The following is a 10775-nucleotide window of genomic DNA, read 5'->3' as shown; positions in this document are numbered from 1 at the left end:
CGAAGGCGACGCGCAGCGAGATCAGCGCGTGGCGCAAGCCCGGATCATGCGTGTGGCGGGCCGCGATCACCTGCGGAATGCCGGACCCTTGCGAGTTCGGGAAGACCGTGCGGGCCAGCAGCGCCGCGATCCCGAAGCCCGCGGGCGTCACGGCGAGGGCGAGGAGGGGCGAGACCGCGAGGACCTGCCGGAAGCCGGCCTGAGCCGCATCGGCGAGCTTGGCCATGAGCACCGCGGCGAGGCCGACGCAGATGCCCCCGAGGAGAAACAGGAGGCGCCGCCGCCAGATCGCGAAGGCGTCGAGGGAGGCGCTGCGCAGGCGCGCCATCGAGCGGCGGGTGCGGGGGCGTCCCCGGGTCGAATGCGGCGGCATGGTCCGGTCGGGCACGGGAATGCCCGCTCGGAGAAGCGGGCGAAGGATCGGCCGAGCATGCCACGACCGGGCCGGAAAGGCGCGTCCCGCGTGCCCTCAGCCGGAGCGGGGCAGGGCGCCCTCGAGCAGCCCCAGCGCGTCGGCCACCGCGCGGGCGCGGATCTCGGCCCGACCGAGATCGCCGTAGCGGCGCTCCCGGTGGCGCAGGGTGCCGTCCCGCAGCGCGAGCCCGAAATGGACGAGGCCGACCGGCTTCTCCGCACTGCCGCCGCCGGGGCCGGCGATGCCCGTGACGGCGACGGCGACGTCGGCCCGCGAGGCGGCGAGCGCGCCCGCCGCCATGGCGCGGGCGACCGGCTCGCTCACCGCGCCGTGGGCGGCGACGAGATCGGGCGGCACTCCGATCGCCTCGCTCTTGGCCGCGTTCGAGTAGGTGACGAAGCCGCGCTCCAGCACCGCTGAGGAGCCCGGCACCGCCGTGATGAGGCCAGCCACGAGGCCGCCCGTGCAGGATTCGGCGGTGGCGAGCGTGAGCCCCGCCGCCGCGTACCCCGAGACGAGCGCCTCGGCCCGGGCGAGGAGGGCGGCGTCGGCGAGCACCGGCTCAGCCCTGGCGCATGGCCGTCTCGGCCTGGGCATCGAGGAGCGTCGCGCCCTCCTCCTCGGGGAGCCGGACCGTGGCCGCGGCCTGGGCGGCGAGGCCCTCGGCCCGGCCGACGAAACCGAGCTTCTCCGTCGTCGTCGCCTTGATCGAGACGGACGAGAGCGGCACGCCCGCGATCTCGGCGATGCGCGCCCGGATCGCCTCGCGGTGCTTCCCGATGCGGGGGGCCTCCGCCAGGACGGTGATGTCGAGATGGTCGATCCGCCCGCCGCGCGCCCGCACCAGCGAGCAGGCATGGGCCAGGAACTGGTCGGACGCCGCCCCGCGCCATCTCTCGTCGCTCGGCGGGAAGTGGGTGCCGATGTCGCCGTCGGCGATGGCGCCGAGGAGCGCGTCGGTGAGCGCGTGCAGCGCCACATCGCCGTCCGAATGCGCGAGCACGCCCCGGTCGGCCGGGATGCGCACGCCGCCGAGCCAGACATGGTCGCCCTCCGTGAAGGCGTGCACGTCGAATCCGGTGCCGAGGCGGGTGACGTAATGGGTCATGGCGGAGGTTCCCGGAGCGGAGGCGGCCGAGCCGAAGGCGCGGTCGGCCTCGATCAGGTCGGCGGGCTGGGTGATCTTGCGGTTGCGCGGATCGCCCTCGAAGGTGACGACCGGCAGGCCCGCCCATTCGGCGAGCGCCCCGTCGTCGGTGAAGCCGTGAAGGCCGGCCTCCGCGGCGGCCCGGTGGCCGTCGAGGAGGGGGCGGAAGGCGAAGGATTGCGGGGTCTGCACGGCGCGCAGGGCCTCGCGCGCGGGCGTCTCGCGGACGCGCCCGATGCCGGCGCCCGCCGCCTCCACGATCTTGATCGTGTCGCTGACCGCGATGCCGGGCACAGCGGCGCGGTGGTCGCGGCCCGCCGCGATCGCCCGGTCGATCAGGCCGAAATCGACGTGCGGACGCGCCGCGTCGTGGACGAGGACGAGGTCGGGCGCGCCTCCCTGCTCGAGCGCCTCGAGGCCGGCGCGGACCGATTGCTGGCGGGTCTCGCCACCCGGCACCGGGGCCGCGAGCTTGGCCCGCACCATCGGGTCGAGATCGGCGAGGCATTCCTCGTAGAAGGCGGCCGCGTCCGGCGCGATCACGGGCTGGATGCGTGCGATGCCCGCATGGCAGCCGAGCGCGGCGAGCGTGCGCGTGAGGACGGCCTGCCCGCCCACGCGACGGTACTGCTTGGGCATGCCGCCGCCGATGCGGATGCCGCGACCCGCCGCGACGACCACAGCGGCAACGCTCAACGCGGTGCTGGACATAGAGATTCTGATACTCTTCAGGCCCACGCCCCGGCATCGCCCGTCCGGGCGGGTGCCGTAATCACGCCGGGCCGCGGTGCGACATTCGGTCAGGACCGGCCGAATCGCTGCGGCGCCCCGCGCCGGCCCTGCCCGCCCGCCGCTCGTTTAAGCGGGGCACGACCCGAAATCAAATCGCGCGGGCGGCTTGCGTCCGGCCGGCTTTTGTCTATTCCTTGTGCAGAATGACGAATGATCATTATTTGAGCGTTGTGCGCTCGGGGGCTTCCGCGGACGCTGACGGCATCGTGTCGCCGCCGGTGCTGCTCGCGCCGCTCTCGGGCGTCACGGACCTGCACATGCGCCGCATCGCGCGGCGCCTCGGCGCCAGCGCCGTCGTCTCCGAGATGGTGGCGGCAGCCGAGTTCGCCCGCGGCGCCAGCGAGGCGCGCCTGCGCGCGGAAGGGGCGGGGGTGAGCCCGCACGTCGTGCAGCTCGCGGGCTGCGCGCCGGAAGCGATGGCCGAGGCCGCGCGCCTCTGCGAGGCATCCGGCGCCGACGTGATCGACGTCAACATGGGCTGCCCGGCCAAGACCGTGACGGGCGGGGAGGCGGGCTCGGCGCTGATGCGCGACCTTGACCACGCCACCCGCATCCTGGCCGCCGTGCGGGCGGCGGTGCGGGCGCCGGTCACGGTCAAGATGCGGCTCGGCTGGGACCATGCGAGCCTCAACGCGCCGGACCTCGCCCGCCGGGCGGAGGCACTCGGGCTCGCCGCGGTCACGGTCCACGGCCGCACCCGCCAGCAATTCTACAAGGGGCAGGCCGACTGGGCGGCGATCCGCGCCGTCGTGGCGGCCGTCTCGATCCCCGTCATCGCCAACGGCGACGTCACGGATCTCGCCGATGCGCAGGCCTGCCTCGCAGCCTCCGGCGCGGCGGGCGTCATGGTCGGGCGGGCGGCCGTCGGCCGGCCCTGGCTCGTCGGGCAGATCGCGGACGCACTGGCCGGTCGGCCCGTGCGCGAGCCGGGGCCGGCCGAGAAGGCCGACATCGCCGCCGAGCATTATCGCGGCCTGATCGACCTCTACGGGGCCGCCATGGGCGTGCGCCACGCCCGCAAGCACCTCGCGGCCTATGTCGAGGCGGCCGGGACGCAGGGGACGGCGCTCGCGCCCGCCGACCGCACCCGGCTCCTCACCACCCACGATCCGGAGGTGGCGCTCACGCTCCTGCGGCGCGCCTTCCTGGAGCCGGCGCCCGGCGCGGCGCCGGCGGAACCGATCGGGGAGGCGGCATGAGCGAGGAGGGGGGTTCGGGCCGCGAGGCCAACGGGCGGGGGCGCGGCTCGCCGACCTCGGAGGCCGTGATCAACGCCCTGCCGCTGCCGGTGCTCACCGTCGGCGCGGACGAGCGCATCCTCCAGTGCAACCACGCCGCCGAGAGCTTCTTCGACCATTCGGCGCGGCTGATGCAGCGGCGGCGGCTGCGCGACATCATCCCCTTCTCCTCGCCGATCATCGCCCTCGTGGCGGAGGTGCGCCGCAGGCGGGCCAGCGTCAGCGAGTACCGGGTCGAGCTGACCCAGCCCCGCTCCGGCCAGGAGCGCAGCGTCGACGTGTTCGCGACGCCGCTGGGCGACGAGGGCGACGCCGTGGTGCTGATGCTCCAGGAGCGCACCATCGCCGACAAGATGAACCGCCAGCTCACCCATCGGGGCGCCGCCCGCTCGATGATCGCGCTCGGCGCCATGCTCGCCCACGAGATCAAGAACCCGCTCGCCGGCATCCGCGGCGCCGCCCAGCTCCTCGAGCAATCGGGCGCCGAGGAGGACCGGGTGCTGACCCGGCTGATCTGCGACGAGTCCGACCGGATCGTGCGCATCGTCGAGCGGATGGAGCTGTTCGGCGACGAGCGCCCCGTCGAGCGCGGCTCCGTCAACGTGCACGGGGTGCTCGACCAGGTGAAGCGCTCGGCGCAGTCGGGGTTTGCCCGTCACATCCGCTTCGTCGAGAACTACGATCCTTCGCTGCCGCCGGTCCTCGGCAACCGCGACCAGCTCATCCAGGTGATCCTCAACCTCGTGAAGAACGCGGCCGAGGCGATCGGCGCGGACGCGGTCGATGGGGAGATCACCCTCTCGACCGCCTTCCGGACGGGCCTGCGCCTGCAGATCCCGGGCTCGCGCGAGCGGGTGAGCCTGCCGATCGAGGTGGCGGTGCGGGACAACGGACCCGGCGTCACCGCCGAATTGCTGCCGGACCTGTTCGACCCCTTCGTCACCACCAAGGCGCAGGGCTCCGGCCTCGGTCTTGCATTGGTGGCCAAGATCGTCGGCGATCACGGGGGTATCGTCGAGTGCGATCCCGTGCCCCGCCGCACCACCTTCCGCCTTCTCCTCCCCATGTCGAGCGCCCGGGATGGGCGCGAATCGGTCGCGGAGGCCGAGTAAGAGTCATGCCGAACGGCCATATCATCGTCGCGGACGACGACGCCGCCATCCGCACCGTCCTCAACCAAGCCCTGTCGCGGGCGGGCTACGAGGTGCGAACGACGGGCAATTGCGCGACCCTCTGGCGCTGGGTGGCGCAAGGGGAGGGCGACCTCGTCATCACCGACGTGGTGATGCCCGACGAGAACGTGTTCGACCTCCTGCCCCGCATCAAGCGGGTGCGGCCCGAGCTGCCGATCATCGTGATGAGCGCGCAGAACACCTTCATGACGGCGATCCGCGCCTCGGAGCGGGGCGCCTACGAGTACCTGCCCAAGCCCTTCGACCTGAAGGAGCTGATCGCGATCGTCGGCCGTGCCCTCTCCCGCCCCCGCGGCGCGGCGCCGGCGGGCGCGGGCCCCGAGAACGAGGACATCCCCCTCGTCGGCCGATCGCCGGCGATGCAGGAGATCTACCGGGCGCTGGCGCGCCTGATGCCGACCGACCTCACCGTGATGATCACGGGCGAATCCGGCACCGGCAAGGAGTTGGTGGCCCGCGCGCTCCACGATTACGGGCGCCGCCGCACCGGCCCGTTCGTGCCCGTCAACATGGCGGCGATCCCGCGCGACCTCATCGAATCCGAGCTGTTCGGCCACGAGAAGGGGGCCTTCACGGGCGCGCTCTCGCGCTCGGCCGGCCGCTTCGAGCAGGCGGAGGGCGGCACGCTCTTCCTCGACGAGATCGGCGACATGCCGATGGAGGCGCAGACCCGGCTGCTGCGCGTGCTGCAGCAGGGCGAGTACACCACCGTCGGCGGGCGCGTGCCGATCAAGACCAACGTCCGCATCATCGCGGCGACCAACAAGGACCTGCGGGTCTCGATCCAGCAGGGGATCTTCCGCGAGGACCTGTTCTTCCGCCTCAACGTGGTGCCGCTGCGCCTGCCGGCGCTCCGCGAGCGCTCGGAGGACGTGCCGGACCTCGTGCGCCACTTCTTCGTCCTCGTCGAGCGCGAGGGCCTGACCCGCAAGACGCTCGATGCCGACGCCATGGAGCGGCTCAAGCGCTACCGCTGGCCGGGCAACGTGCGCGAGCTCGAGAACCTCGTCCGGCGGCTCGCCGCCCTCTACCCGCAGGAGACGATCACCGGCCCGGTGATCGAGGCCGAGCTCGACACCCTGCCCCTGGCCCAGCCGGCCGCCGCCCCGGCGGGAGCGTCCGGCCGCAAGGGGGCGGGCGAGAGCGAGACCCTGTCGGGCGCCGTGGAGCGGCACCTGTCGGAGTATTTCTCCGGCTACCGGGACACCCTGCCGCCGCCCGGCCTCTACCACCGCATCCTGCGCGAGATCGAGGGACCCCTGATCGGCGCGGCGCTGGCGGCGACCCGCGGCAACCAGATCCGCGCGGCGGAGCTCCTCGGGGTCAACCGCAACACCCTGCGCAAGAAGGTGCGCGACCTCGACCTGCAGGTGTTCCGCACCGCCCGCTGACGGGACGGGGCGGGGTGCCGCGGGAGGTCGAACTCCGGGCCGTCCGCGCTCAGTGCCTGTGCCCGTCCGTCGGGTCGCGCAGGTAGCGGGCGAGCTCGAAGCCGATCTCGATCATCAGCCCGTCGACCAGCTTGGCGAGCGCGGGCCGGTGCAGGGCCCCCGCGAGGCTGCGCAGGGCGATCACGTGCTCGGCCATCCGGTTCACGAGGCGCTCGGTGTGCTGCAGGTTCGCGGCGCGGTTCTCGGTGAGGTCGATGGCGATGCCGCAGCCCCGCGCGGCCCGGCCGGATTCGTCCCGGTCGATCCGGCCCCGCATCAGGAGGCTGCGCACCCCGGTGCGGGCATCGCCGGTCCGGAACTCCGCCTCGAAGGGACCGGCCGCCTCGCTGGAGGCATGGAGGTGATTCTCCACGCGGACCCGGTCCTCCGGATGGGTGCAGGCCAGGAAGGCCGCGAGCGGCACGCCCTTGGCCGCCACGTCCGGGTCGATCCCGAGAAGGCGCGCGAAGGCAGCCGACAGGGAGAGGCGCCCGCTCCAGAGATCGTGCTCCCAGGCCCCCACGACGCCGGAGGCGTCGAGCGCCGCCTGCAGGTCGCCGGTCCCCGGTAGCGTCAGGGCTTCACCCATGCTGGTCCTCGAGCCGGAACGGCTCCGCGCCGGCCGCAGATCCCGCCGCGCAAATTAACTTGAGGTTTATAAGGCGCTCTGCCGAAGCGCCGTGCGATCAGATCTAGGGTACTGCCTTCTCAACGGAAAGGGCAATATTTCGTGAGGACGCAAGTTGCGCAACCTCAGATTATACTGATCGAGTCCGGCCGTGACTTGATTCGCCGGCCCGAGGGATCGGCGATCGGGCCTCGATGCACCCGCCCGGCGCTCCGGCCCGCTTCGCGGGCGAGCGCCCGCCGGGCCGGGAGGGGGCCGGGAGCCCCGCTTAACCGGTCGTTAACCATGATGGGCCAAACCGGGATCATCGCATCCTTGGGTCACAGGACGCCGTGCCGCGCCGGATGGGGACGGGACCCGCTGAGGGTCCGGGATCCGGCGAGACGGCCTCCGGTCCTATGTAACCTAAAGTTGCTGAAGCCGCCGCAGATCCGGAAACCGGTTGCAGAGGACGTCAGGATGAAAGCCATCACGTTCGTCACGCAGAAGGGAGGCAGCGGCAAGAGCACGCTCTGCATCTCCCTCGCCGTCGCGGCCCAGGAAGCCGGACGCTCCGTCTGCATCCTGGAGATGGACCGGCAGGCCACGATCAGCGACTGGCTCGACCACCGCACGGCCCAGGGCCCCGAGGTCGCCCAGATCGACGCGACGCAGATCGAGGCGGTGATGGCTCAGCTGCGCGAGTCGGCCTACGATTACGTCTTCATCGACACGCCCGGCGTCGATTCCACGGGCACCCTCTCGGCGATCCGCGCCGCCGATCTCTGCATCATCCCCTGCCGCCCGACGCCCGCGGACCTGCGCGCCTTCAAGCCGACGCTCGCCGCCGTCTACCGCCTGGAGAAGAAATTCGCCTTCGTCCTGAACCAGACCCCGCCCCGCTCCTACCGCATCCGCGACGCGGCCGACGGCCTCGCCGTGCTCGGCGTCCTGCCCGACGTGAACATCGTCGCCCGCACCGACCACCAGGACGCGATCGGCGTCGGCCAGGGCGTGACCGAGTTCAACCCGAAGGGCCAGGCGGCCAGCGAGGTGCGCCGGCTCTGGTCCTGGATCGAGCGGCGGATGCAGGGGGCCAAGCATGTCAAAGCCGCCTAAGCTGAACCTCGCCTCGATCGTCGCGGCGGCGGCCCCCCCGCCGAAGCTCGCACCCGCCAAGCCCGCGCCGGTTCAGGCTCTCCAGCCGGTTCAGCAGAGCGCCGAGATCGTTCAGCTTGACGTCGCGCCGGCCCCGGCCCGCCGCCCGAGCGCCACGCTGAAGGAGCGGGCGCGGCAGATGTCGGTCTACCTGGAGCCGCCGGTCTACGATCAGCTGCGCGACCTCGCCTATGCCGAGCGCACCAAGATGCACGCCCTGATGCTGGAGGCGCTCGACATGCTGTTCAAGCAGCGCGGCGCCCGCTCGATCGACCAGCTGAACGAGGGACCGCCGCGCTGAGCCGTCCGCCGTCCGGCCCTTCGCGGAGACCGGCGCCACGCGGCGGCCCTGCCGCGGGCGTGGGAAGGCGACGGAGCATCATTCCGAAAACAGTCGCAGAAACAGCGCTTTGCGCGCTGTTTCTGTGTTTTTGCATGAGGAATGCCGGCCTCGGCCCCGGCCGGACCGACGCTCTCGGCTCCGCGCGCGCATCCGGCCCAATGCCGTGTGACGTTCAGGCAATGTCGGCAATGCGTTGAGCGAAAATCTTCATCCGCCGCCTCAACGTCTCGCGGGCCCCTCGGCGGACATGAAGGGCCGTCTCGTTCAGCCTTCCTTTACGTCGCCTCGACAATTCTCGGTGTCGTCCCGGGCGGCTTCCGCTCGGGACGGACCCGTCCCGGCCGCTCACCGCGCCGGGCCGGGCATGTGGCGTACGCGGTGAGGCCCGAGTGTTGGTGATGGTGCGTTCGACGAAGGACGGGACGGCGTGGCTCGCCGCGTTCCCGCTCCGCCGGATCCTCGCGGTCTCGGCGATCGCGCTGGCCACCGCCAATTGCAGCAACAACCCGCAGAAGCTCGCGGCCTCCGCGCCCGGCAACGGGATCGACCCGAAATACGGCGTCAAGGCGAGCCCGCGCCTCTACAACGAGGGCGACGTGATCCCGAAGGGCGGCGGGCGCCGCTTCTCGGGCAAGCCCTATGTGGTGGCCGGGCGCACCTACGTGCCCCGGGAGGATGCGCGGGGCTACGTGCGGGAGGGTCTCGCCTCCTGGTACGGCAGCGCCTTCCACGGCCGCCAGACCGCCAATGGCGAGGTGTTCGACCGCCACTCGATCGCCGCCGCCCACCCGACCCTGCCGCTGCCGAGCTACGCCCGCGTGACGAACACCGCGAACGGGCGCTCGATGATCGTGCGCGTCAACGACCGCGGCCCCTATCACGCCGACCGGGTCATGGACGTGTCGGAGGCCGTGGCCGAGTCCCTCGAGTTCCACCGGCGCGGCACCACGCGGGTGCGCGTCGAGTATATCGGCAAGGCCTCGATCGCCGGCAGCGACGACCGCAAGCTCCTGGCGACGTTGCGCACCGACGGACGTCCCGCCGCGATCGGCGGGCGCGGCCCGGTCATGCTCGCCGATCTCGGCTCCGACGCCGCGGTGGACGCGCCCGAGCCGGCCCGCGCGCGGGCCCCGCTCGCCTTCAGGCCGCAGGAGGAGCGGCAGATCGAGGAGCGGCAAGGGGAGGAGCGTCAGGCGGACGAGGCGCCCCGTCCGGTGCGGCGGACGGCTCCGGTGCTCGTCGCGCGCGCCGCGGCGCCCGTGCCGCCCGCCCTCCAGCCGACCGCCCCTCGCGGCGCCCCTTTCCGGCCCGTGCTCGCGGCCGCCCCGATCCGCTCCCCGTCCTCCCAGGCCGCCGCGAAGGGACGGCCCGACGCCCCCGCCGCGTCGGTTCGCCTCGCGAGCGCCGCGCCGCACCCCGCCGCGAAGCCCGGCCCGCTCCCGACGGCGCGCGGCCTTGCCGCGCCGCCCGCCGGCAAGTCCGGAGGCTCCGGCCCCGTCGCCACCGGCCGCCTCGCCGCCTCCCCGATGCCCGCCGCATCGCGGCTCGCGATGGCCAAGCTCGCCGCCTCCCCGCCCGCGAACCCGCAGGCCAAGCCGAGCCCGGCCTCCGCGCCCGGCAAGGTGCCGTCGCCGCGTCGATCCCGCCTCGCCGAGGTCAACTGAGCGCGCGGCGGCCCCGCGTTCCGCGCGGCGATTGGACGTTCGATTCGCGCGGGAAACCGCTGTAAGGTCTCGCTTCCGGCAGGGCAGGGCGCCGGGCGTGCAGGCGAGGGTTGTTGGATGCGTACGACGTCGATCCGGGTCTATCTCGCCGCGGCCTGCCTGCTGCTGGCGCCCGGGGCGTTCCGGCCCGCGGCGGCGCAGAACTTCCAGACGAGCGCGCCCCACGCGATCCTGATCGACGCGGATTCCGGCTCGACGCTCTTCGAGAAGGCGGCGGACGAGCCGTTCGCCCCGGCCAGCATGGCCAAGCTGATGACCACCGAGATCGTGTTCGGCGCCCTCAAAGAGGGCCGCCTGAGCATGGAGACCGAGTTCACGGTGACGGAGGACGCATGGCGGCGCGGCGGCGCGGGGGGCGGCGGCTCCTCGATGTTCGCGCAGGTCAACAGCCGCATCAAGCTGTCCGACCTCCTGCGCGGCCTCATCGTCCAGTCGGGCAACGACGCCGCGATCACCATCGCCGAGAACATGGCCGGCAGCGAGGGGGCCTTCGCCGGCATGATGAACGCCCGCGCCAAGGAGATCGGCCTCACGCGCTCGACCTTCCGCAACGCGACCGGCTACTCGGCGCCCGACCAGAAGGTCACCGCCCGCGACCTCGCCAAGCTCTCGCTGCACATCATCGAGACCTATCCGGACCTGTACAAGATCTTCGCCGAGCGCGAGTTCACCTGGAACAAGATCAAGCAGCAGAACCGCAACCCGCTGCTCACGCTCGACATCGGCGC

Annotated in this window: 10 protein-coding genes and 1 pseudogene; 7 read left to right on the top strand and 4 right to left on the bottom strand. The window is 72.7% G+C overall.

What is annotated here, in order from left to right:
- From E1J50_RS24085 to E1J50_RS24075, 3 genes and pseudogenes are all read right to left on the bottom strand, one after another.
- A pseudogene (locus E1J50_RS24085) lies at positions 1–373 on the bottom strand (chloride channel protein); the annotation flags it as partial.
- Between the two features lie 96 nt (positions 374–469).
- On the bottom strand, positions 470–973 hold the full coding sequence (locus E1J50_RS24080; protein WP_132256455.1) for a CinA family protein: 504 nt from the start codon (positions 971–973) through the stop codon (positions 470–472).
- A 4-nt stretch (positions 974–977) separates the two neighbouring features.
- The gene (locus E1J50_RS24075) at positions 978–2273 is read right to left on the bottom strand and encodes a bifunctional 2-C-methyl-D-erythritol 4-phosphate cytidylyltransferase/2-C-methyl-D-erythritol 2,4-cyclodiphosphate synthase (RefSeq protein WP_132256453.1); all 1296 of its coding nucleotides are present in this window, start codon (positions 2271–2273) and stop codon (positions 978–980) included.
- A 224-nt stretch (positions 2274–2497) separates the two neighbouring features.
- Here E1J50_RS24075 and dusB point away from each other — a divergent pair, with 224 nt between their 5' ends.
- From dusB to ntrC, 3 genes are read left to right on the top strand one after another with little or no spacing between them, the layout of a single operon-like run.
- Positions 2498–3553: a tRNA dihydrouridine synthase DusB gene (gene dusB, locus E1J50_RS24070; RefSeq protein WP_132256451.1), complete on the top strand. Its 1056-nt coding sequence runs from the start codon at positions 2498–2500 to the stop codon at positions 3551–3553.
- Positions 3550–4704: a two-component system sensor histidine kinase NtrB gene (locus E1J50_RS24065; protein WP_132256449.1), complete on the top strand. Its 1155-nt coding sequence runs from the start codon at positions 3550–3552 to the stop codon at positions 4702–4704. Before dusB ends, E1J50_RS24065 begins: the two co-directional genes overlap by 4 nt.
- Positions 4705–4709: 5 nt before the next feature.
- On the top strand, positions 4710–6176 hold the full coding sequence (gene ntrC / locus E1J50_RS24060; RefSeq protein ID WP_132256446.1) for a nitrogen regulation protein NR(I): 1467 nt from the start codon (positions 4710–4712) through the stop codon (positions 6174–6176).
- A 49-nt stretch (positions 6177–6225) separates the two neighbouring features.
- Here the strand turns inward: ntrC and E1J50_RS24055 are convergent, their stop codons facing one another.
- Positions 6226–6804 (bottom strand): PAS domain-containing protein, encoded by a 579-nt coding sequence (locus E1J50_RS24055; protein ID WP_132256444.1) that lies wholly within the window; start codon positions 6802–6804, stop codon positions 6226–6228.
- Between the two features lie 498 nt (positions 6805–7302).
- On the opposite strand from E1J50_RS24055, the gene E1J50_RS24050 reads away from it, so the two are divergent.
- The 4 genes from E1J50_RS24050 to E1J50_RS24035 all read left to right on the top strand — a co-directional run.
- Complete coding sequence (locus tag E1J50_RS24050; protein ID WP_132256442.1) at positions 7303–7941, top strand: ParA family protein; 639 nt, start codon at positions 7303–7305, stop codon at positions 7939–7941.
- Entirely contained in the window at positions 7925–8281 is a 357-nt protein-coding gene (locus E1J50_RS24045; protein ID WP_132256440.1) for a ribbon-helix-helix domain-containing protein, read from the top strand. The genes E1J50_RS24050 and E1J50_RS24045 overlap by 17 nt, the downstream gene beginning before the upstream one ends.
- A 440-nt stretch (positions 8282–8721) precedes the next feature.
- Positions 8722–9987: a septal ring lytic transglycosylase RlpA family protein gene (locus tag E1J50_RS24040; RefSeq protein ID WP_132256437.1), complete on the top strand. Its 1266-nt coding sequence runs from the start codon at positions 8722–8724 to the stop codon at positions 9985–9987.
- Positions 9988–10104: 117 nt separating this feature from the next.
- Positions 10105–10775, top strand: a 671-nt coding sequence (locus E1J50_RS24035; protein ID WP_132256434.1) for a D-alanyl-D-alanine carboxypeptidase family protein, incomplete at its 3' end; no start/stop codon positions are given.

It is taken from the genome of Methylobacterium segetis (assembly GCF_004348265.1).
In the GTDB taxonomy this organism is placed as follows: Bacteria; Pseudomonadota; Alphaproteobacteria; order Rhizobiales; family Beijerinckiaceae; genus Methylobacterium; species Methylobacterium segetis.
This window is presented reverse-complemented; position numbering and strand designations above follow the sequence as displayed.

What these genes read in the sequence shown, in the direction of transcription:
- E1J50_RS24075 (WP_132256453.1), bottom strand. Translation starts at nt 2,273, where the DNA reads ATGTCCAGCACCGCGTTGAGCGTTGCCGCTGTGGTCGTCGCGGCGGGT.
- dusB (WP_132256451.1), top strand. Translation starts at nt 2,498, where the DNA reads ATGACGAATGATCATTATTTGAGCGTTGTGCGCTCGGGGGCTTCCGCG.
- E1J50_RS24065 (WP_132256449.1), top strand. Translation starts at nt 3,550, where the DNA reads ATGAGCGAGGAGGGGGGTTCGGGCCGCGAGGCCAACGGGCGGGGGCGC.
- ntrC (WP_132256446.1), top strand. Translation starts at nt 4,710, where the DNA reads ATGCCGAACGGCCATATCATCGTCGCGGACGACGACGCCGCCATCCGC.
- E1J50_RS24055 (WP_132256444.1), bottom strand. Translation starts at nt 6,804, where the DNA reads ATGGGTGAAGCCCTGACGCTACCGGGGACCGGCGACCTGCAGGCGGCG.
- E1J50_RS24050 (WP_132256442.1), top strand. Translation starts at nt 7,303, where the DNA reads ATGAAAGCCATCACGTTCGTCACGCAGAAGGGAGGCAGCGGCAAGAGC.
- E1J50_RS24045 (WP_132256440.1), top strand. Translation starts at nt 7,925, where the DNA reads ATGTCAAAGCCGCCTAAGCTGAACCTCGCCTCGATCGTCGCGGCGGCG.
- E1J50_RS24040 (WP_132256437.1), top strand. Translation starts at nt 8,722, where the DNA reads ATGGTGCGTTCGACGAAGGACGGGACGGCGTGGCTCGCCGCGTTCCCG.